The following is a 19,406-nucleotide window of genomic DNA, read 5'->3' on the forward strand; positions in this document are numbered from 1 at the left end:
ATTAAATGAAATTAGTTGAATTGGAAACTTAATTTTGGTTAACCTTTGAAATACTCAGCTGCAACAGATCGCGGACAGAAAATTTGTGATTTTTCGCTGCACACCGAAAAAGTGCCCGATATTTAATCAGTTGCCATGTCAGTTCCGATCCCGTTTTGTCTGCCGGATGGTGGGCACCGGATCCGCCCGAACGACACCGGTTGGACGACAGCATCGCCAATCGCAAACGGGGACCGGCAAGGCACTGGACCATCCGCATGACAAGGAGAAAAGACGATGCCTCATGACCACCCTCACCCGCACAACAAGCCGCTGTCGGATGTGGAATTGCGCGTAAAGGCTCTGGAGTCCATCCTCACTGAGAAGGAGTTGATCGACCCCGAGGCGATCGACCTGATTGTCGAGACCTATGAGACCAAGATCGGCCCGCGCAACGGCGCCCGCGTCGTCGCCAAGGCGTGGAGCGACCCGGCCTATAAGGAGCGCTTGCTGAGCGATACCACCGCAGCGATCAGTGAGCTGGGCTTCTCCGGTGTGCAGGGCGAGGACATGGTGGTGGTCGAGAATACCGAGGACGTGCACAACATCGTCGTCTGTACATTATGCTCCTGCTACCCGTGGCCGACCTTGGGCCTGCCGCCGGTCTGGTACAAGGCCGCCCCCTACCGCGCGAAGGTGGTCAAAGATCCCCGCGGGGTGCTGGATGAGTTCGGTGTCAGCCTGCCGGAAGAGACCGAAATCCGCGTCTGGGACAGCAATGCAGAACTGCGCTATCTGGTGCTGCCGAAGCGGCCGGATGGCACCGATGGCATGTCCGAAGAACAACTGGCCGAGATCGTCACCCGCGATGCGATGATCGGCACCGATGTACTGGCGGCGCACTGAACGCCGTAACCCGATAGAAAGGACAACCCCATGAACGGCATACACGATCTGGGTGGCATGGACGGTCTTGGCCCGATCAATCCGACCAAAGACGAGCCCCGTTTCAAAGACGATTGGGAACGGCGGATGTTCGGTCTTTTTGTCTCCTGTTTCGCGGGCGGGCATTACAACGTGGATGAGTTTCGCCATGCCATCGAGCGCATGGGTCCGGCGCATTATCTGGAGACCAGCTATTACGAGCACTGGCTGGCCTCGCTGGAAACGCTGCTGACGGAAAAGGGGGTCATCACGCAGGAAGAGCTGGACGCCCGCAAGAAGCACATCGCGATGGAGGACGCCTGATGCCCACATTGACACCAGACATCGTGCCGGGCCTGATTGCCACTGGCGCCTCAGCTCGGCTGGATGAGGATGTCGCGCCGAAGTTCAGCATCGGTGATGCCGTGGAGATGAAGAACATCAACCCGGTGACCCATACCCGCCTGCCCCGCTACGTCCGCGGCAAAAAGGGGATCGTGGAGCGGGACCATGGTGTTTTCGCCTTTCCCGATACCGGCGCGCATGGGCTGGGGCACAAGGCGCAACATGTCTATTCGGTGAAGTTCTCGTTTCGGGAGCTTTGGGGCGAGGACCATGCAGAGAATATGTATCTCTACATCGACATGTTCGATGACTACATGAGGCCCGCGCCATGAACGATCAGATCAAAGGCTCCGACCTCAAACGCACGCCGCACCTGCCCCATGACGAGGGCGGGCCCGTTTTTAATGCGCCATGGGAAGCCAAGGCCTTTGCCATGACGGTGGACTTGCACAAACGCGGTGTCTTTGCCTGGTCAGATTGGTGCGAAACACTGTCGGAAGAGATCAAGCTGGCGCAGGCGGCGGGCGATCCCGATCTGGGCGACACCTACTACAAACACTGGCTCAGCGCTCTGGAAAAGCTGATCACAGCGAAGAAGGTCACCGATGCACAAAGCCTACTGGCGGCCAAGGAAGACTGGCGCGCGGCGGATGAGCATCGTGGCTTTGGCGAGGCACCGGTGCTTGTGAAAGGCGCGGCTGGCGCAGGTACGTGAGTGGCGTCGAAGGCATCACGGTCCGGGGCTTAACAGAGAGCGGCACCGACGGTATCCTGATCGGGCTGGATCAACCTGTCTATGACACCGGTGACGAACGCGATCACATCAGGCGCCCAACCCTACGTAAGCGTATCCAACGCCTCTCGCAGGAGCTGCGCTTTTTCCAATCCGATTGTCTCGATGATCCGGTCGTTTTGCGCTTCGACGTGGAGTGCGATCTTGTCAGCGAGTGTGACGCCCAGATCGGTCAGCGCCAAATGCACACGTCTTTGATCCTCTGCGGCCAGCTGCCGCTGTACCAACCCGTCCGCCACCATCCGGTCCACCAGTTTGGTCAGCGTCGGCGGGTTCATCAAAACAATTTCAGCCAGCTCCCGCATTGTGATACCCTGCGAGGCACGCAATGACTGCAGCACGCGCCAGGTTTCAACCTGCACGTTCAGCGCCTTGAGATTCTGGCTCAATTCGATGTGAAGCTTTCGATGGGCCGCAGCAAGTGCATAAGAAATATACGAATCTACTGTTTTTTGAGGCTCTGACATCCGACGACCGACAGTTCAATGGTAACAAAGTTGACGTTGCGGACACCAAGTACCACCGTCTTTGAATTAAAACTAGCAAAGAAAACGGATCGATGGCTTCGACGCACATACATCTTTGGCGAAGTGAGGACACGACCTCTTTTCCGTATGGCATGCCGGGTGCGCGATCAAATGCACACGCGGATCAGCCCTACCGTGTCGCGCTGCTGATCCCGATGTGCGGGGCGGCGGGCATGTGGGCACCGTCCTGCATTGCCAGCGCTGAGGTGGCGCTGAACGAGCTCAACGCCAGCACAGGCATCGCCGGGTGTCCGGTCGAGGTCGTGGTAATCGATGCAGCCGTGGAAGCGGAAACACCCGTCGAGACCCTGATCGATGATCTGATTTCGCAAGGTCGGATCGACGCGATCGTGGGCATGCACATCAGCGCGGTGCGGCAAAAGATCATCGGGACCGTCCGGGGCAGAATACCGTTCATATACACTCCGCTTTACGAAGGCGGCGAAGCCTCTCCGGGCGTTTTTACAATCGGCGACATGCCCGCCCGGCAGTTGGGCCCGGCCATCGGATATATGAGCCGCCGGTTTAAGCTGAAGAAATGGGCGCTGATCGGCAATGATTACATTTGGCCGCGTGTCTCGCATGCCTACGCCAAGATACAGCTGCGCCGCCACCATCGTGAGCTGGTTTTCGAGAGCTACCTGCCCTTCAACTCCAAAAGGATTGCAGATGCGGTGGAGACAATCGGCAAATCGGGTGCCGATGCGGTTCTGATTTCCCTGGTGGGTCAGGACGCGGTTGCGTTTAACCGCATCTTTGGCGCCATGAAGCTGCACTTGACCACGTTTCGCCTGTCCTGCGCCATCGAGGAAAACGGTCTGCTGGCCAGCGGCGAACAGAACCTGCATCGGCTCTTTTCTTCGGCGTCGTATTTTGCCGGTCTGGATACGCCAGGAAATGCGGAGTTTCGAGAGAAATACCACAGCCTGCATCAGGAGCGCGCGCCCATGCTGAACGCCCTCGGCCAGTCCACCTATGAGGGGCTGCATTTTCTGGCCAGTCTGGTCGACCAACCTGACCAGGATTGGCGGGCCCATCGGATGCCGTCATCGCGCCCCATCGCCTACAAGAGCGCCCGGCGCGGGCTATATGTTACAAACGCCGACAACAAATCTCCCGTCTTTCTCGCCCGCGCCAATGGATTTGTCTTCGATGACCTACAACGGCTCCCCTGACTGGTTGCACGATCAGCTGTCACGACGAGATCAGATCGCAGAGACCTCCAACGCGCGCCCCAGGCATTCGCCGGTCGCAGCGTTGGGATCGATACGGGTAAGTTTGGTGGACTTCTTTCAACCCTCTGTGGCGGACCGCGCCTTTGCCGCTCACCAGCCCTCTGCTCGGGTCAGAGCAATTGTGGCGGGACCGCTTGAGAGCGTGACCTTCGGGACAGGTGTACTGATCGTTCTCTGAAGCGCAACTTAGCCAATTCGGCAAGCTTACGGGCCACCCCCTGGCAAAGCAAACTTGCTCAGGTTTTCGTAGCGCGTCTGCGCCGCATCGCACCGAGCCCGCTGAGTGCCAGCCCAAGCAACCAAGCCGATGCAGGCAAGGGAACCGGCGTTGGTGACGCGGCCAAGACCTCGTACCGCAATCCCTCCGCGGTGCCTTCGCCGAAGCCTTTCCAATAGGTGTGATCTTCCCGGAGGGTCCCATCCTCATTCACAGACCAGACGCCCTCGCCCCCGATGTCCAGTAGATCGAGATACGCGCTTTTTTCGGTTTCGCCTTTCAGCTCAACATCCAGCCAGGAAGTTACGAAGTGCTGGCCAACATTGTTCATGAATACCGAGTCCCAAACCGCATCCATATAGTGTTCGGACACGTTGAACCCCAATCTGTCATTGAAATAGAAACTCTCTTCCGGCGCGGGGATGGGGGCGACCGTATTGTGACCGCCACCGTCGAACGTCAGCAGGGCACGGTCCACGCTGGTTGCGCCCTCCCAGATCTTGCGCACGCCGTCCTCATAGAGGGAGGTGGCGTCCTCCGATCCGGCAATAAACAGCATCGGAATCTCAATGCCCGCCAACCCTTCGGCGTCCCAGAAGCCAGTGTTCATGCCCCAGGGGCCGATGGCGATGGCTGTCTTGATCCGCGGGTCAGGGAGCGCTTCATGCGTTTCGCTGCCCGCCTGATGGATGCCCAGCGTCCCTTGCGGCCCGCCCCAGGGATAGGCGACCGAGGTTTCGGTCACGCCGCCGCCCGCAGTGACAATCGCACCATAGCCGCCCATCGAATACCCCAGCAGACCAGTGTTATTTGCGTCAATAAGCCCGGCCAGGTCGGAGGTTTTATCATCGTTCATCTGCGCCATCTGCTCCAGTACGAACAGCTGATCCAGAGATCGGTTCACCAAGGTCGATCCGAACGCCGCCTGCGTGCGGTAGGTTGAATCGGTATGATCGATGGATGCGACGACATACCCCTTGGAGGCGAGGTTTTCAGCCAGATGCGACATCAAAAACCGATTGCCGGGATATCCATGGCTCATCAGCAGCAATGGGAACGGATCTGTGCTTTCCGCTGGTGCCGCATCACGCATTGCGCGACCTTCGAGGGTTACTTCCGTGGTCCCATCTCGCAGAAAAGTGTTAAAGGACGTATCGCCCGTCGCCCCTTCGGCCGCAGGGTACCACATTTCCACCGTCAAGGGCCGGTCATATCGCGGCAATTCATCTGACCCGTCGCCCGCAGGATCAACGGACAGAATGTCGATCTGGTCCTTGTTCAGCAACTCGATCTGACGCACGCCGACAGGCAGATCGCCATAGGCCGCCAGTTCCGGTGCATCGGTCGATTGCCCATCGATCCTGTTCTGCGCCGTAAGTGGTGTTGCAACCGCTGATGCGATCATGGCCGTTATCAGAGCGATATGCCTCATGCTTAGTCCTCCCAAGGGTGATGAACCCGATAAATCTTCATCGTCGAGGTATAGCTTGCTACCACCCAGCACCCTAAGCAGACTTTCGAAACGATTATGTGACTGGCGGGTTTAAGCCGAGCCCGCCCGGGCTGGTCGCGCGCATCTTTTGGATCTCAACGAGGCTCCGGCGGAGCCCAAAGGTGCCCTGCTAAGCCGCGCGCCTTTCACCGTCAAAGTATCGCGCCAGCCTCTCAAAGGAGGCGCTCCAGCCCGCCTGGATGACTTTGCTGAGCTCGCTGGGCAGAACAGACTGGGTCAACTTCACCTCGGTCCCGTCGCCACGCGGGATAAACTCCACGTCCACCTGCATGGTCTCGCCCTCTGACATCCCCGGCATTTCGTAAGCAAGCCGTGCTGGCGGTTCAAAAGCAGTGAATTTCCCCAGGATCGGGTAAAGCCCCGCGCCAGTGATTGTCATCGCGTGCTCATACTTACCGCCCACCTTCGCCTCGATCTCCGATTTGACATGCGTGGTGTTTTCGCAGCCCCACCATTCCTGTGTCTGCCCCGCTTCGACCCAAGCGGCAAACACATCCGCTTGGGGCATTTCATAAAGACGCGAGATCGTGAGAACGCCATTTTCGAATGAAGTCTTAAGGGTCATCTTTCCTACTCCGTTTTTCGGCCAGAATTTCGTCTACTGCGTCAAAATGCTGTTTCCAGAACATAGTATACTGTGTGATCCAGGCCGCCGCCTGTTCCGCTGCATCGGATCGGGCGCGCACATGGGTTTCGCGGCCAATCTTCCACCGCTGCACCAACCCTGCCGCCTCAAGAACCTTCAGGTGCTTGGTGATCGCCGGCTGCGACATGTCATAGGGTCGAGACAGTTGCGCGACATTCGCGTCCCCCTCCAAGAGCTGCGCCAGAATACCACGCCGCGTTGCATCGGAGAGCGCCCCAAAGACGAGATCAAGCTGTCTCGAATCCATAACCATTTGGTTATGATAATCGATTCACTCCTACCCGGCAAGTCGGTCACCCGGAAGCCTGAAGATCAGCTTCAGCGCTCTTCCGTTTGGAAATAAAGCGATACCCAATCGCTTTCGAGGTCGCTGTAAGCCCCCTCAAGTTCAATGATGACCGCGTTCAGCAAGCACTGCGATGCAGGGGGCAGCGGGAGAAAGATCTTTCCCTGCCCATCTGTTGTCACCTCCTGCCGAACCACTGCAGACGCGCCCTTTGGGGAGCGGCAATAAATCTGCACAGGGTGGTTTGCGATCACGCCGTGACGATCATGCAGGATAAATCCGTCTTCCACCGCGACCCATTCCTGATCCGATCCCACGCGCCTATCCGCACCGCGCATGGTCCCGAAGTGAACCAATAACTTGGAAGACCGGCGATAGTTCTCGGTGATTTGCGCGGCGGGCAGGGTTTTCGCAGCAGGCGAGGTCAGAAGGGCCTCCTGCCCAACCGATTTCAAAAACTGCAACAGCTTGTCTTGGGAGGGATACGTCAGGGATTGCTCAAAAGATGAGACCGTCAGACTGTGCAACCCCGTACCGAAAGCTTGCAGCTTCTGCAAACTGCCGCGAACGGATTGCCCGTTCAAATCCGCCCGGCCCTCGGGACCGGACCACACAGCGTATCGATAGGCGCGCGGATCAAACGGGTACGAGCGACCCTCAAGATTTTCGCCGATGCGCACGGTTACAGAAAGTGCCGCTTGTGGATCGAGCGCGAACGCATCCGGCTCAAGCCAATACTCATGCGCATTGGCAACCTGAGACATGAGACACAGCAGCGCCAGGCTCATCACCCTAAACATCCTTGAAAACACCCGCAGATAGCACTGGCCCCGTTGGCGCACCGGTCGGGGACCCGCCCGGCGGTTCAAGGCTGATGGCCAGGGTTACGCCTTCTGAAATCAGAACATTGCCCTGCACTTCAATCTGGCCGTTTGGCGGGAGAACGCCAAGAGAAACCGGCACGCCGGTCTCGCCGATGGCCCAGACCTCAAAATCGCGATCTGTCGGCGCGCGCGCTTCCAAAACGGTCACAGTCAACCCCCGATCATCTTGATCAAAGGTCGCTTCAAAAGCGTATCCCGTTTCCACGGCATCCAGGCGGGCGACATATTCAGGCGCGTCCGGGGGAAATCCAAAGCCGACAAAAACCGCTATGATCGCAGCGGCCGCCACCGCACCAGACCAGATCGATATGCCGCGCCACCATGTTTTACGGACCTTTTCCTGGCCGAACAACCGCATATCAATTGCGTCTTTCACCCTCGTTGGTGGCGTTTCGGGATGATACGCCGCGTCAAACGGCGCAAGCCTGTCCTCCCATTCCACGACAATCCGCGCCAGCTCTGGCGATCCATTCAGTTTATCCACAAATGCTTTCCGCTCCGCGTCTGACATCAGGCCGATGACATATTCTGCGGCCTCCGCGTGTTGTGTTTCAGTATCCGTCACAGCGAATTCTCCTTCAGACACTCACGCAATGACAAAAGACTGCGGCGCAGCCAGGTCCGCACGGTATTCAAAGGCATCTGAAACCTGTCGGCCAATTCCTGATAGCTGTATCCCTCGACGTAGGCAGATGTCACAGCTTCGGCCTTGCGCGGGCTTAACTTGTCCAGACACCGATCCAGTTGCTGTCGCTGCATCGATTGTGCTGTCATCGCTTCGGGTCCCGGTGCGGGATCAGCCACATCGCTGGCATCCGTGATCGGCACCGCCGGAGGTTTGCGCCGCCTCAGACGGTCAATGGACAGGTTGCGCGCAATCGCGATCAACCAAGACATCGGTTGCGCCTGCCCGGGACGAAAATGATCCGCCTTTTGCCAGATACGTACGTAGATATCCTGTATCGCGTCCTCAGCTTCACCGGGGTCTTTCAGCATCCGCAGGGCGACCCCGAAGAGCTTGCGAGACGTCAACTGATATAATGCATCAAACGCGACGCGGTCTCGCAGCGCCACGCGGCAAATCAGGTCTGACAGGTCTTCCCCGATCTGCGTCTCAGAAAATGCCTGTACCTGCCCATCGGTTGCAATCGTATTTTTCATCAATAGAGCCCTCCAATTTCCAGTCGCACCGGCGCGCGGGTGACTTTTGCCTTGCCCCTTTGTTCTGCCCGCGCACCACTTAGCGCCTTGAGGCGTGCGTCGTAGGTTTTGCGAATATCCGGCGCGGATCTCAGGATTGTGGGCTTCAAGAAGACGAAAAGTGTCCGTCGGTTCCGGGTGGTGCTGCGTGATTTGAAAAGATTGCCCAAAATCGGAATGTCCCCTGCCCCCGGCACTTTTTGCAGGCTTTCCAGATCGTCTCGCGTGATCAATCCGCCCAGCACGATGGTCGCGCCATCATCCGCCAGAACGCTCGTTTGAATGGATCGTCGATTGGTGATCAGGTCGGCCGCACCCTCCAGGTTGGCGTTGACCAGCGAGGAGACCTCCTGGCTGATGTCCAGACGTACCACATCGCCTGCATTGACCCGTGGCAATACGTTCATGGTGATGCCAACATCACGCCGCTCGATCGTCGTGAAAGGCTGTACCGTGTTGCCATCGGTCGCAAAAGACCCGGTTCGAAACGGGACATTCTGACCCACCACGATGGAGGCGGCCTGATTGTCCAGCGTGGTGAGGGATGGCGTCGACAGCAGGTTGGCCTTGCTGGTCTGATTCAACGCCTGAAGCAAAAGTCCGAAATTGTCGTTGCCGATGCTGAATGAACCGCCCGGTGGCGCCAGCGAGGCGTTTGGCACACCGATGGCGGCAAGTACGGAGCCAAGAGAAACACCACCGTTGCTGAACGATGTCGCCGCCAACCCACCCGGTGGCGCCAGATCGCCAAAGCCAAGCTGCGCGCTCAGCCGCTGTGCCACATCACCCGAAACCTCTACAATGGCGGCTTCGATCAGGACTTGTGCCCGACGTTGATCCAATCGCCCGACGAGGGCCACAACTTCGCGGATCTGCGCCGCCGTTCCACGGACCACAACCGCATTCAGCTCGGTCGAGGCCTGCACTGAAACCTCTGGCGTGTCTTCGCTGGCGACGGTGCTTTGCAGGCTCGCGGTTTCAAGGCTTTCTGCAACAGGGTTGGTCAGACCCGCCGATCCGGCCAGCGTCGCCCGGACGAGTTCCGCCACCTGCGTCGCCTCGCCAAACCGCAAGCGGATCACTTCGGTGTTCAGGGCAACCTGGGGGTTCTCCTCTGGCGGAATGTCCATCGAGCGCGCGAGATCCCCTATTTCCGCAAGGTCTTCGGCGGTGCCGCGCACCAGCAGCGTATTCGACACCGGGTCAACCGACAGGCGCGCCCCGGTCGGGTCAGGCCCCAGGACCTCGGCAATTGCAGCACCAATGATCGCAGCCTGGGTGTGTTGAAACCGCAAAACACGAGACTGCCGCGTATCCTCCTGATCCAGATCGGCAACCAGTTGCATGATCCGCGCGGTGCTTTCGAAGGTATCGGTGATCAGCACCGCATTGGGGTCTTCCAGCGCCTCGATGGACCCCGAGGCCGCGACCAGCGGGCGCAGCACGCGAACGGCCTCAGCGGCGGGCAGTCGTTTCAACGTCACAAGACGCGTCACAAAATCCTGACTTCCCGGCTTTTGAGCTCCGTTGACCCGCGACGCCGTGCGGGCGGTCTCCAGCGGCAGCACCTGCCAGATTGCGCCGCTTTGCACGGCCTGAAATCCGCGAACCCGCAGAATGGACTGGAAAAGCTCCCAGGCGCCTTCTGCATCCAGCGGCTCCGCCGATACGACGCTGATCTCCCCCCGCAGGTCCGGATGAACGATCAGCGTTCGACCACTGATCTTTGCCACCTGTTCTGCCAATACTGTGATCTCGGTGTCACGCAGATTGATGACGAATTCTTCTGCCGCTGTTTGTGCCTGCAGCGGCGACGCCATCAGCAGTGCGGCGAAAATCGTTGATTTGATGAGGCGCATCGCGGTCACCTGAGCGGAAATGAAAATGTGAGAAGCTTGTCGCCGCGCTGCACCTCCAGACGCGCCTGACCAGCGGCGGCAATTTCGTCATAGGCCTGGCGATCCTCATCCGGGTTTCCGACGGCTTTGCCGTTGACGCTGCGCACCAAATCGCCTGCGCGCAGGCCAGCCAGTCGCACGCCGGGATTGTGTTTTTGCGCAATGCGGTAGCCCTCGTCCGCAGGCTCAAGCCCAAGGTCTTCGAGCACGGCCTCGGGGTTTTTGCGAATCTTCCGCCGCCAATAGGCGATGTAGTCAGACGTGGTTTCCGGCGCATCGACCTGCGGTTTTCGGTCTGGTACAACAACAGCGGCGCGCAACCGGTCGTTTATCGACGTAGCGGTCGCGCTTTTGTCAGAGGTTTCGGTGCCGCGGGCGGGTGCCTCGTCAAAACGCAGGATGACCTGCCCCTTTCCTGTCTGCACCACGACGTGATCGGCGGCCAGCGTCGCAACGCTTAGGTACTCCGAGATCGCTTGCCCTTCTGCGTAGAGACCCTGTAGACCTGCGACAGCGATCAAGGCAACCGAAGCCTCGGCATTCGCCGCTGAAAGAATGCCCTTCAGCTCCAAATCCGGCAATGTTTTGGTCGACGCCCCGGGTTTGGCAATCTGCGCAACGGCGGGACGTCCAAAAGGTGCCAGTGCAAGCACTGCGGAGAGATCCAGTGTTTCCACGGGTGCATCCGCGCGATGCACCTCTGCCACGGCTGTTTTCTCCTCAATGAAGATGCCGAAAGAATGCCGGACCACGGCCGGCGCCTGCCATGTGAACGAGGTGATCAAGGCTCCCGCCAGCCCCAGTTGCGCCAGATGCCAGATGTCGAATTTCATGTGCCATTCGCCTTTCGGACGTCGACAAAGCCGGTGAGCAAGGCCAGCACGGCATCGGACAGCCCATTTGCGCGCGCAACCCGGATATCGACCCGCGCCAAATCAGGGTCTGCGGTCGCGGACCTGTCTGTTGTCACGGCCCAGAGCCCCCCCAGTGCGGTGACTTCGGCGGGCAATTCAGTCATGCCCAATTCCAGTTCGACCAGCCGGTTCTCCGCGACCCAGAGCGCCGTTCTGCGATCCGCGATCTGTCCGACGCGCGCCACATGGGTCTGTGTCGCGACAAGCAGGAAAACAGTGGCAGTCGACAGGATGCCAAGAGCTACAAGCGCTTCGATGAGGGTAAATCCCGCGTCTTGAACCCTTTGCATCCTGTCTAGTCTCCGCCTGTCTGAACCCATTGCGCGGTGACCCCGTCAAAGGTCACCTGATGCGCAAAAGGCCCCTGCCTCAATGTTACCTGCCAGGGTGTGCTGCCTGCGGGCACCAGATACCGTGACACGGCAAAGACCATGTCTTCGTGGTCCTGCACCGAGATACGCATGGTGTCCGGAAAAGGTTTCAATCGACGCAGAGACGGATCAGCATGAGGCTCCCAACCACCCGCACCGATGGTCCAGAAACTATATCCCTCCGGCCCCGCCTTCACGCCAAAGCCGCGCTGATGGTCAATCGCGAACTGCACGGCAAGACGCAGATCCGCAACCAGCTTAAGCGCGGTCACCTCCGGCGCTGTGCCGGAGGTCTTTGGGCGAAACGACATCGCAACTGTGCTGGCCATGATGCCAATCACGACAAGGACCACCAACATCTCGATGAGCGTCACACCGGCATCGCCCGCCCGGTGCCTCATTGCGACAGCCCCGTAGCCTGCCGATCGCCCAAGGCAATGTCCGAGGCAGGTCCGTCCCCGCCAGCCGCGCCATCAGATCCCAGCGACATGAGGTCAAACGCGCCCACGGTGCCCGGCGATTGATAGACATACGCGTTTCCCCAAGGATCCTGCGGCAGGCTTGTCAGGTAGCCCCCCTGCACCCAGTTGCGCGGGAGGGGCGGGCTGATGGGCGCCTCAACCAAGGCGGCCAGCCCTTGTGTGGTGGTCGGATAGGTCTGGTTGTCCAGCCGATAGAGCTCCAGCGCGCTTGCGATCGAACGCAAATCTGTCTGGGCAACGCTGGCGCGCGCCTCGTCCGGTCGACCGATCACATTGGGCACAATGATCGCGGCAACAACCGAGATCATTACCAGCACCACCATCATTTCGATCAGGGTTACGCCTGCATTGCCAGAGCGGGTGGGGAGATGTTTGCAGCTAAGTTGTGTCATGAAACCTTTTCCTTCTGAGTCTCGTAAATCTGAGTACATAGGCACAAAAAATCGTGCTGAAAAGACTTTTTATTGTGGAAAAACAAATGTTTACACAAGAAGATGGTGGCTGCGCTGAAATCACTGATAGGGGTGCGATTGCCCCATCACGCGCCCTCGTCCCGTATCCTCAGCCCCCCGTTGCTCCGGCTGTCTGCACCGCTCTGAAAGACAGGTTGGTGCAAGCTGCCACAGCTGCCCATCTTGCCGCCCCCATTGTGGTGCCAAGCGCAAATGTCAGCCTTTTTTGCGTGTCTCTGCCGGTCAACACCCATCGACAGCGCATGAAAGCGCTGAGGTTCGCATTGGTGGATCAGCTGTGCGAGGCACCAGTCACATCACAGTGTGTTCTGGGCCCGCTGATCGGTGACGATCATTACCTCGTGGCTGTCTGCGACGAAACCGCGCTGGCGCAGGTGGCGGTCGATCCCGAGCAAGCTGGTGTTGCCCTGCCCGACATTCTGGGTATCCCGCGACCAGATGCAAAACGCCCTGCCTGGAACCTCTGGCGCGCGGGGAATGTGATTTACGTCCGCGCCTCTGATGGCACCGGGTTCGTGTGCCGTGCCGATGTTTTTGCGACGTGCTGGACCCTAGCCGATAAACCTGAGCTCTTTTCCCTAACGCAGGCGCTACCGGATGGCGTGGAAGCAGCGGATATCTCTGCAAACCCACCGCCGCCCGACCCGCAGGATTTGCAATTGGACCTGCGACATGGCCGGTTTCGACACCGCAAAAAAGGGCCACGCCGGTTTTTGCGATTTGCCGCCGCTGCTCTGATCCTCGGTGTTTTTGGCCAGATCTCCCTACTCGCTGCAGATGCACGGGCATTGTCCAACATCGCAGAGCAGCGCATCGCGGATGTGTCAGACAGGCTCGCCCAGCGCGCCCCCGGTCTTGCGCCAGATCAGCCGCTGCGCCTGATCACTGCGCAGCTGGTCAACAAAAGCACCCCCAAACAACAGGATCGATTCATGGCAACTCTGACCCATGCCTCCGCGGCGCTGAAACCTCAGGCCGATCAGATCACCTTTCGGGAATTGCGATACGGTGCGCGCGAGGGGGTTTTGACGCTGCTCGTACAGGGCAGTGAATTCGGGGCACTGCAGGCCGCCGAAGCAGCCCTGATCGATGCTGGATTGCGCGTCACCAGCGGTACGGCAACCGCGACGGAAAGCGGCGCAGAAGTATTGCTTCAGATCAGGGCCGCATCGTGATGCGAGACCTGACCAATCGCGAAAAAGGCCTGCTTGGCCTGGCCATGCTGCTGACGGTGGTGTCTGCAGCATGGGTGTTGATCGTAATGCCAATGATGACCGCGAGAGCGGCAAGCCTCACCGAAATTCGCAAGGCCGATGCGATTGCGGATCTGCTTGTCACCTCCGTTGGTGAACAAACCCGCCCTGTCGCACGCCAACCTCTGCAGACCATCATTACGCAGCGGGCCAAGGCCGCCGATCTGACCATCCGCCGTTTGGACCCATCCGAAAACGCGATGTCCATCACGCTGGACGACGCCCCCTACAGCGCGGTGATCGGATGGATGGCCGCCCTGACCGAGCAGGAAGGTCTGCGCATCGCATCCGTAGAGATCGGACGCCGCACCACACCCGGAATCGTAGCCACACAAATTACGGTGGAAACAGATCAATGACTGCGCGGCTTCCCTACGCATTTGCACGCGACCATAACTTGCTTGTCCTGGAGGACGGCGAGACCTGTCTGGTGACCAACGACACACCGCTGACGGCCTTTGTTGAAGCACAGCGGCATCAGGCGAAGTTACTGAGCTTGCGCAAGGTCTCCGCAACCATCCTCGCGGACCATATCGAAACCCAGTACCGCGACAATGCACATGAGGCTGCGGGCGCCGCGGCGGAGGCCGATTTTGGCGGGACAAATCTGGCGGAGTTGGCAGATAGTGCCGCGGCGGTCGATGACTTGTTGGACCAGCGCAACGATGCGCCTGTTGTGCGCTTGATCAATGCGCTGCTGCTGGAAGCCATCCGTGAAAATGCATCAGACGTACATGTCGAGGTCGAGGAAAAACGTCTCGTCGTGCGATTTCGGGTCGATGGCGTCATGCGCGACGTGTTGGAGCCATCGCGCGCGCTGGCCCCCTTGCTGTCCAGCCGGATCAAGGTGATGGGCAAGCTCGACATATCCGAAAAACGTGTTCCCCAGGATGGGCGCGTGTCCCTGCGCGTCGGCGAATACGAACTGGATATGCGCATTTCGACCTTGCCCGCGCAATACGGCGAACGGGTGGTCCTGCGCCTGCTTGATCGGGGTCAAACCCGTGCCGGGGTGTCCAGCCTCGGGATGGGTACAGAGGCAGAGGCCGCTTTCAAAAGAATGCTGAAGCGACCGGATGGTATTATCCTTGTCACCGGTCCGACGGGATCGGGCAAAACCACCACGCTCTATGCCGCGCTGGATGCGCTCAATGACCGTCAGCGCAACATCATGACCATCGAGGACCCGATTGAATACGCCCTCGCCGGGGTGGGTCAGATGCAGGTGAACGCCGCCACCGATCTGACCTTCGCACGTGGCTTGCGCGCCATTCTGCGGCAGGACCCCGACGTGATCATGGTCGGTGAAATTCGTGATGGTGAAACCGCGCGCATCGCTGTGGAAAGCGCAATGACAGGTCATTTGGTGCTGTCCACGCTGCACACCAACACCGCGTTGGGCAGCATCGCAAGGCTGGTCGATCTGGGCGTGCAGCCGTTTCTACTGGCCCCGATGATCCGCGGGCTTATTGCGCAACGCCTAGTGCGCCGAACTTGCGCGGAATGCGCCGTGCCTGTCCCGATCAGCGCCTTCGAAGCGGCCTCACTGGGCATTTCACCGGAGGCAACCGTGCAGTGTGGCGACGGATGCATGGCCTGTGGGCAAACCGGCTATCGCGGACGGGTTGCGCTCTACGAAGTGGTCGAAGGCAGTGCGGTTTTGGAACGTGCAATCACCGATGGGCTGTCCGAGGCCGAGATCCAAGGGATCTCGCGCAAACAGTCAAAAGGCCTGATCGACGACGGTTTGGAAAAGATCCGTGCCGGTCTGACCACCCCGCAGGAAGTGCTGCGCGTCACATATGAGGGCGAGGCCTGAGGATGCCGTTCTTTCACTACGTCGCAGCGACGGAAAACGGCCGCACCCAGCGCGGAAAAATCGAGGCCGCCAGCGCGCAGGCCGCGACACAGGCCCTGCGCGCGCAGCGACTTCTACCGGTGGAGCTTAGAGCAGCGGGTCCGAAGGTGACATTTTCCCTGCCCGCCAGGAAATCCCTGTCATCCAGAGAATTGGCCGCGTTGACCCGTCAGATGGCCACCCTACTCGAAAGCAGCGTGCGCATCGAAGACGCGCTGACGGCGGTCGCCTATCAATCCGGGGCCCGCACCGCCCGGATCGTCCGCAGTCTGCACGAAAACATCCTGCAAGGTCAGAGCGTGGCCGCCGCACTTGAGCAGCACTCGAAATCCTTCGACACGTTCTACACCTCGTCCGTGCGTGCTGGCGAACGTGCCGGACGACTGGGCGCAGTCATGGCCCATCTGGCGGATCACGTGGAGACGAGATCAAAAAACCAGGGCAGTGTGCAGCTTGCGCTTATCTACCCGGCAATCCTTGCGCTTGTGTCGCTCGCGGTGGTCACGGCGCTGCTGGTTTTTGTTGTGCCCGATATCGTGCGGGTTTTTGCGAGCCGTGGCGCCGAATTGCCGGGCCTGACACGTGGGTTGATCGCCCTGAGCGAAGGCATCCAGGTGTGGTGGCCCTGGATCGCCCTCACGCTCGCGGCCGCCTCCGTCACAGTCTGGCAAATGATGCGCCTGCCAAAATTTCGTATGGAATGGCACCGTTTTCTGCTGAAAACGCAATTGAACCGGCAAATCGCTGCAACGCAGTTTGCCGGCACGCTCGCGACCCTTACGCAGAGCGGTGTGACACTGAATGACGCGCTTGAAGCCGCCAGTGGCACCGTTGGCAACATCGCATATCGGGACATCGTCCGCGAGGTGGCCAATGCCGTGCGGGATGGTGCGGCTCTGTCGCAGGCCATGGCTGGTCACCGTGTTTTCTCCGCAATGATGATTACGATGGTTGCAAGCGGCGAGGCGGGCGGGACCTTGCCGCGCACCCTGTCCCGTTACGCCGACGACAGTGCGCAGTCGCTCAACGCGATTGTGAAAGCCCTGATGGGTCTGGTCGAGCCGCTGGTCCTGCTGGTCATGGGCGGTATCGTAATGCTGCTTGTGCTCGCGATCCTGCTGCCGATCGTAAATCTCAACAATCTCGTTGGTTGAATACCCCCTGAAACCTCAGAAGGATATCACGCAATGCACGCCTCTTATTCTCGTCGCCGGTTCTTGTCGCGCCTCACGGCATTGGGGGCCATGCCAGCACTGGCTGCCTGTGCGCAGACAACCGCCCCCCGGGGCGCACCAACCATCCAACCTGCCCGCACCGCGCTGTTGCTGCCACTCTCGGGTCCAAAAACCGACCTGGGCCAAACGATGGCCAAAGCAGTGTGGCTCGTCGAGGACAGCAGAGGGCTGCCGCAACGTGTTGAAATTTTCGACACCGGGCCAACCCCGAAGGGTGCCGTTGCAGCAGCAGACCGGGCGGAGGGCGAAGGCGCAGAAGTCGTTATAGGGCCGCTGTTTTCAGATCACACCGCGGCGGTGATGGCATCGCCCCCCAAAGCGCAGGTGGTCTCACTGTCCAATGACGACCGCCTGGCCGCCACCGGGGCATGGGTCTTTGGCGTCACCCCTGCGCACTCCGCAATCGCCGCAGCGGGGTTTGCCAAGAAAAACAGCTGGGATTCCATCGCACTGATGCAGCCTGGTGGCGACTTTGGCGCACAATCTGCAACTGCACTGGCGGCCGCCGCAAAGACCCACCGCCTGAAACTGATGCCGCCGGTCCCAATGGCAGCACCTGAGGGTTTGCTGGAACGGCTGAAAGAGGCAGGGGGCGGCCAATTGCCAGACAGCCTCTATCTGCCATCGGCCGATGCCAAAAGCAGGCGCGCGGCGCAGATCGCTGAACAGGCTGGCCTGGGCGTTATCGGATCGCTGCAGTGGGCGGATGTCCCGACAGGTGACTTGGCCCCCCTGAAAACACTGCGGTTTGCCGGACCGGATCCGCGGCTTTTCAATAGCCTGTCCTCCAGCTACCAAAGCCAGCTGGGGGAGGAGATGGGCATTCTGTCAGGCCTTGCGGTGGATGCGGTCATGTTCGCCAACAGCCTCCCCAGAGACCGGAACGGACGGGTGCAAATGACCGGCATGCCCCCGCGCGAGGGCCTGCTTGGTCAATGCTCGTTTCGCAAAGATCGAACCTGCGCGCGCCAGCTTGCCATTCTCCAGCTCAGGGACGGGCGGGTCAGCAAAGTCGCATGACCGACCGCGACCTCCAAGCTGGCGTCACGTTGATCGAAATGCTTGTGGCGCTTTCTGTGTTTTCCATGATCGGTCTGGCCAGTTTTACCGTGCTCGACACAATTCTGCGCACCGACCGCCAAACCGGTGGCCGGTTGGAAGAACATTCCGATCTCGACCGCGCGTTCCGGATTTTCGAAGCAGATGTCCTTCGAGCGCAACCGGGCCTTTCGCTCGGCGAGGGTTGGGTCAAGCTGACGACGGCAGAAAGTCAGGTAATCTATCAATCACAACAAGAGGGCCTGGTCCGTAGGATCGAGCGCCCAGGCATGCCTGCAGTTGCACAACAGATACTGCCCCTGCCCGCATCGGCCTCCTGGCGCACCTTATCTGAAGACAGCGCTGCTGCCATCGCACCCGGCGTCGAAATGACCCTCTATCCTAATGGCGCGCGTTCCGCGGCCATTCGCAAGCTGGTCCGGCTTGCGCAAAACCTCCCGTTGCCTGAATGACGCGGCGCCAGGATCAAGGTGTTGCGCTGGTCAATGTCTTGCTGGTCATGGCGATCTCCGCAGCCCTGGTTCAGACCATGCTGCTGTCACAGGAGAAGGCAATATCCGAAACGCAAAAGGCGTCGGATCGGGCGCAGGCCTTTGCCCTTGCCAAGGGCGGCGTAGCATCGTTGCGCACCGCGTTGGCGCGGGATCTGCGCGCGGCCCCGGAAAGCGATCACCTGCAGGAGGCGTGGGCGCGGGTCGCGCAGGAGCAGGTTACCTATGATTTCGGCGGCTATTCGGTGTCCATCGATGATGCACAGGCGCGTTTCAATCTCAACAGCCTGAGCCGCAGTGCCATTGCGCAACAGCGGGTATTTTCTGCGTTGCTGACGGCTTTGGAACTGCCGGCTGAACTTGCTCCGCAAATCACCGACGTCATCGCCCGCGAGGGGCCGTTGGTCTCTGTGGCAAAACTGCGCGCGCATGGCATAAGTGACCGGTTTGTGGAAGATCTTTCCCCCTACGTCGCCGCGCTGCCAGCGGGTCAGTTGATCAACCTGAACACCGCGTCGGAACCTGTGCTGGAGGCGGTTTTTGCAAATCCGATTGTGGCACGCAACCTGAGCGCGCGGCGCACGGCCCAAGGCTATCTGACTGGCAAGGATCTCTCTGACCTGGGGGTTGTGCAGCCTGCGCTCGCCGGGTGGCGGTCGGACAGCTACGATATCGAGGTGCGCGCTGCGGTGGGCACGGTGGATCTTTCCTACAAACGCAGAGTGATACGTGATCCGGAAAGCGAGCTGGTCATCGATATGCCGCGACATTGATGCCGGACACAAAGAAGCGCCGCCGGAGGTTTCCGGCGACGCCCTGTGCT

Annotated in this window: 24 protein-coding genes; 12 read left to right on the top strand and 12 right to left on the bottom strand. The window is 59.7% G+C overall.

The features are described from left to right. Positions 1–276 precede the first annotated feature (276 nt). Genes nthA through Q1A63_RS24140 form a run of 4 tightly spaced genes read left to right on the top strand, consistent with a single transcriptional unit; the run spans position 277 to position 1,963 of the window. Positions 277–885, top strand: coding sequence for a nitrile hydratase subunit alpha (gene nthA / locus Q1A63_RS24125; RefSeq protein WP_298976418.1), 609 nt, complete (start codon positions 277–279; stop codon positions 883–885). Positions 886–915: 30 nt separating this feature from the next. Continuing rightward, a complete protein-coding gene (locus tag Q1A63_RS24130) occupies positions 916–1,227 on the top strand; it encodes an SH3-like domain-containing protein (RefSeq protein ID WP_298976419.1) in 312 nt (103 codons plus the stop codon). Next, complete coding sequence (locus tag Q1A63_RS24135; RefSeq protein ID WP_298976421.1) at positions 1,227–1,580, top strand: SH3-like domain-containing protein; 354 nt, start codon at positions 1,227–1,229, stop codon at positions 1,578–1,580. The genes Q1A63_RS24130 and Q1A63_RS24135 overlap by 1 nt, the downstream gene beginning before the upstream one ends. Further along, positions 1,577–1,963: a nitrile hydratase accessory protein gene (locus tag Q1A63_RS24140; protein ID WP_298976423.1), complete on the top strand. Its 387-nt coding sequence runs from the start codon at positions 1,577–1,579 to the stop codon at positions 1,961–1,963. Before Q1A63_RS24135 ends, Q1A63_RS24140 begins: the two co-directional genes overlap by 4 nt. A gap of 122 nt (positions 1,964–2,085) precedes the next feature. Here Q1A63_RS24140 and Q1A63_RS24145 read toward each other — a convergent pair whose 3' ends face one another. Next, entirely contained in the window at positions 2,086–2,430 is a 345-nt protein-coding gene (locus Q1A63_RS24145) for a MarR family transcriptional regulator (protein WP_298976424.1), read from the bottom strand. A gap of 230 nt (positions 2,431–2,660) precedes the next feature. On the opposite strand from Q1A63_RS24145, the gene Q1A63_RS24150 reads away from it, so the two are divergent. After that, complete coding sequence (locus Q1A63_RS24150) at positions 2,661–3,743, top strand: substrate-binding domain-containing protein (RefSeq protein ID WP_298976426.1); 1,083 nt, start codon at positions 2,661–2,663, stop codon at positions 3,741–3,743. Between the two features lie 296 nt (positions 3,744–4,039). Here Q1A63_RS24150 and Q1A63_RS24155 read toward each other — a convergent pair whose 3' ends face one another. From Q1A63_RS24155 to gspG, 11 genes are all read right to left on the bottom strand, one after another. Then, the gene (locus Q1A63_RS24155) at positions 4,040–5,452 is read right to left on the bottom strand and encodes a VPLPA-CTERM sorting domain-containing protein (RefSeq protein ID WP_298976429.1); all 1,413 of its coding nucleotides are present in this window, start codon (positions 5,450–5,452) and stop codon (positions 4,040–4,042) included. A gap of 190 nt (positions 5,453–5,642) precedes the next feature. Beyond that, positions 5,643–6,098, bottom strand: a complete 456-nt coding sequence (locus Q1A63_RS24160) for an SRPBCC domain-containing protein (protein ID WP_298976431.1) — start codon at positions 6,096–6,098, stop codon at positions 5,643–5,645. After that, positions 6,088–6,432 carry a metalloregulator ArsR/SmtB family transcription factor gene (locus Q1A63_RS24165; protein ID WP_298976433.1) on the bottom strand — a complete coding sequence of 115 codons (345 nt, stop codon included), beginning with the start codon at positions 6,430–6,432 and terminating at the stop codon, positions 6,088–6,090. Before Q1A63_RS24165 ends, Q1A63_RS24160 begins: the two co-directional genes overlap by 11 nt. Positions 6,433–6,497: 65 nt before the next feature. Continuing rightward, positions 6,498–7,253: a DUF4198 domain-containing protein gene (locus tag Q1A63_RS24170; RefSeq protein WP_298976435.1), complete on the bottom strand. Its 756-nt coding sequence runs from the start codon at positions 7,251–7,253 to the stop codon at positions 6,498–6,500. Positions 7,254–7,257: 4 nt separating this feature from the next. Next, positions 7,258–7,914 (bottom strand): anti-sigma factor, encoded by a 657-nt coding sequence (locus Q1A63_RS24175; RefSeq protein WP_298976436.1) that lies wholly within the window; start codon positions 7,912–7,914, stop codon positions 7,258–7,260. After that, positions 7,911–8,510, bottom strand: coding sequence for a sigma-70 family RNA polymerase sigma factor (locus Q1A63_RS24180; protein WP_298976438.1), 600 nt, complete (start codon positions 8,508–8,510; stop codon positions 7,911–7,913). Before Q1A63_RS24180 ends, Q1A63_RS24175 begins: the two co-directional genes overlap by 4 nt. After that, positions 8,510–10,408, bottom strand: coding sequence for a type II secretion system secretin GspD (gene gspD, locus Q1A63_RS24185; protein ID WP_298976439.1), 1,899 nt, complete (start codon positions 10,406–10,408; stop codon positions 8,510–8,512). Before gspD ends, Q1A63_RS24180 begins: the two co-directional genes overlap by 1 nt. Positions 10,409–10,413: 5 nt before the next feature. Beyond that, the gene (locus tag Q1A63_RS24190; RefSeq protein ID WP_298976441.1) at positions 10,414–11,280 is read right to left on the bottom strand and encodes a type II secretion system protein N; all 867 of its coding nucleotides are present in this window, start codon (positions 11,278–11,280) and stop codon (positions 10,414–10,416) included. After that, complete coding sequence (gspI, locus tag Q1A63_RS24195) at positions 11,277–11,651, bottom strand: type II secretion system minor pseudopilin GspI (protein ID WP_298976442.1); 375 nt, start codon at positions 11,649–11,651, stop codon at positions 11,277–11,279. Before gspI ends, Q1A63_RS24190 begins: the two co-directional genes overlap by 4 nt. A gap of 5 nt (positions 11,652–11,656) precedes the next feature. Next, a complete protein-coding gene (locus Q1A63_RS24200; protein WP_299632644.1) occupies positions 11,657–12,133 on the bottom strand; it encodes a Tfp pilus assembly protein FimT/FimU in 477 nt (158 codons plus the stop codon). Beyond that, complete coding sequence (gene gspG / locus Q1A63_RS24205; RefSeq protein WP_298976445.1) at positions 12,130–12,606, bottom strand: type II secretion system major pseudopilin GspG; 477 nt, start codon at positions 12,604–12,606, stop codon at positions 12,130–12,132. Before gspG ends, Q1A63_RS24200 begins: the two co-directional genes overlap by 4 nt. Positions 12,607–12,824: 218 nt before the next feature. Here gspG and gspL point away from each other — a divergent pair, with 218 nt between their 5' ends. Genes gspL through gspK form a run of 7 tightly spaced genes read left to right on the top strand, consistent with a single transcriptional unit; the run spans position 12,825 to position 19,356 of the window. Next, positions 12,825–13,862 carry a type II secretion system protein GspL gene (gene gspL / locus Q1A63_RS24210; protein ID WP_299632645.1) on the top strand — a complete coding sequence of 346 codons (1,038 nt, stop codon included), beginning with the start codon at positions 12,825–12,827 and terminating at the stop codon, positions 13,860–13,862. Continuing rightward, positions 13,862–14,299 carry a type II secretion system protein GspM gene (gspM, locus tag Q1A63_RS24215; RefSeq protein ID WP_299632646.1) on the top strand — a complete coding sequence of 146 codons (438 nt, stop codon included), beginning with the start codon at positions 13,862–13,864 and terminating at the stop codon, positions 14,297–14,299. The genes gspL and gspM overlap by 1 nt, the downstream gene beginning before the upstream one ends. Continuing rightward, positions 14,296–15,759: an ATPase, T2SS/T4P/T4SS family gene (locus Q1A63_RS24220; protein ID WP_299632648.1), complete on the top strand. Its 1,464-nt coding sequence runs from the start codon at positions 14,296–14,298 to the stop codon at positions 15,757–15,759. Before gspM ends, Q1A63_RS24220 begins: the two co-directional genes overlap by 4 nt. Before the next feature lie 2 nt (positions 15,760–15,761). Next, positions 15,762–16,952 (top strand): type II secretion system F family protein, encoded by a 1,191-nt coding sequence (locus Q1A63_RS24225; protein WP_298976452.1) that lies wholly within the window; start codon positions 15,762–15,764, stop codon positions 16,950–16,952. Between the two features lie 33 nt (positions 16,953–16,985). Beyond that, on the top strand, positions 16,986–18,053 hold the full coding sequence (locus tag Q1A63_RS24230; protein WP_298976453.1) for a penicillin-binding protein activator: 1,068 nt from the start codon (positions 16,986–16,988) through the stop codon (positions 18,051–18,053). Continuing rightward, entirely contained in the window at positions 18,050–18,544 is a 495-nt protein-coding gene (locus Q1A63_RS24235; RefSeq protein WP_298976455.1) for a prepilin-type N-terminal cleavage/methylation domain-containing protein, read from the top strand. Before Q1A63_RS24230 ends, Q1A63_RS24235 begins: the two co-directional genes overlap by 4 nt. Then, positions 18,541–19,356 carry a type II secretion system minor pseudopilin GspK gene (gene gspK, locus Q1A63_RS24240; protein ID WP_298976456.1) on the top strand — a complete coding sequence of 272 codons (816 nt, stop codon included), beginning with the start codon at positions 18,541–18,543 and terminating at the stop codon, positions 19,354–19,356. Before Q1A63_RS24235 ends, gspK begins: the two co-directional genes overlap by 4 nt. Positions 19,357–19,406 lie beyond the last annotated feature (50 nt).

Origin of the sequence: uncultured Roseobacter sp., assembly GCF_947499265.1 — a bacterium.
Taxonomy (GTDB): Bacteria; Pseudomonadota; Alphaproteobacteria; order Rhodobacterales; family Rhodobacteraceae; genus Roseobacter.

Excerpts from the sequence above, each read along its gene's own strand:
- Q1A63_RS24165 (WP_298976433.1), bottom strand. The coding sequence starts at position 6,432 with ATGGTTATGGATTCGAGACAGCTTGATCTCGTCTTTGGGGCGCTCTCC.
- gspI (WP_298976442.1), bottom strand. The coding sequence starts at position 11,651 with ATGCAAAGGGTTCAAGACGCGGGATTTACCCTCATCGAAGCGCTTGTA.
- Q1A63_RS24200 (WP_299632644.1), bottom strand. The coding sequence starts at position 12,133 with ATGAGGCACCGGGCGGGCGATGCCGGTGTGACGCTCATCGAGATGTTG.
- Q1A63_RS24220 (WP_299632648.1), top strand. The coding sequence starts at position 14,296 with ATGACTGCGCGGCTTCCCTACGCATTTGCACGCGACCATAACTTGCTT.
- Q1A63_RS24230 (WP_298976453.1), top strand. The coding sequence starts at position 16,986 with ATGCACGCCTCTTATTCTCGTCGCCGGTTCTTGTCGCGCCTCACGGCA.
- gspD (WP_298976439.1), bottom strand. The coding sequence starts at position 10,408 with ATGCGCCTCATCAAATCAACGATTTTCGCCGCACTGCTGATGGCGTCG.
- gspK (WP_298976456.1), top strand. The coding sequence starts at position 18,541 with ATGACGCGGCGCCAGGATCAAGGTGTTGCGCTGGTCAATGTCTTGCTG.
- Q1A63_RS24150 (WP_298976426.1), top strand. The coding sequence starts at position 2,661 with ATGCCGGGTGCGCGATCAAATGCACACGCGGATCAGCCCTACCGTGTC.
- Q1A63_RS24190 (WP_298976441.1), bottom strand. The coding sequence starts at position 11,280 with ATGAAATTCGACATCTGGCATCTGGCGCAACTGGGGCTGGCGGGAGCC.
- nthA (WP_298976418.1), top strand. The coding sequence starts at position 277 with ATGCCTCATGACCACCCTCACCCGCACAACAAGCCGCTGTCGGATGTG.
- Q1A63_RS24135 (WP_298976421.1), top strand. The coding sequence starts at position 1,227 with ATGCCCACATTGACACCAGACATCGTGCCGGGCCTGATTGCCACTGGC.
- Q1A63_RS24180 (WP_298976438.1), bottom strand. The coding sequence starts at position 8,510 with ATGAAAAATACGATTGCAACCGATGGGCAGGTACAGGCATTTTCTGAG.
- Q1A63_RS24170 (WP_298976435.1), bottom strand. The coding sequence starts at position 7,253 with ATGAGCCTGGCGCTGCTGTGTCTCATGTCTCAGGTTGCCAATGCGCAT.
- Q1A63_RS24235 (WP_298976455.1), top strand. The coding sequence starts at position 18,050 with ATGACCGACCGCGACCTCCAAGCTGGCGTCACGTTGATCGAAATGCTT.
- Q1A63_RS24225 (WP_298976452.1), top strand. The coding sequence starts at position 15,762 with ATGCCGTTCTTTCACTACGTCGCAGCGACGGAAAACGGCCGCACCCAG.
- Q1A63_RS24130 (WP_298976419.1), top strand. The coding sequence starts at position 916 with ATGAACGGCATACACGATCTGGGTGGCATGGACGGTCTTGGCCCGATC.
- gspM (WP_299632646.1), top strand. The coding sequence starts at position 13,862 with ATGCGAGACCTGACCAATCGCGAAAAAGGCCTGCTTGGCCTGGCCATG.
- Q1A63_RS24140 (WP_298976423.1), top strand. The coding sequence starts at position 1,577 with ATGAACGATCAGATCAAAGGCTCCGACCTCAAACGCACGCCGCACCTG.
- Q1A63_RS24155 (WP_298976429.1), bottom strand. The coding sequence starts at position 5,452 with ATGAGGCATATCGCTCTGATAACGGCCATGATCGCATCAGCGGTTGCA.
- gspG (WP_298976445.1), bottom strand. The coding sequence starts at position 12,606 with ATGACACAACTTAGCTGCAAACATCTCCCCACCCGCTCTGGCAATGCA.
- Q1A63_RS24160 (WP_298976431.1), bottom strand. The coding sequence starts at position 6,098 with ATGACCCTTAAGACTTCATTCGAAAATGGCGTTCTCACGATCTCGCGT.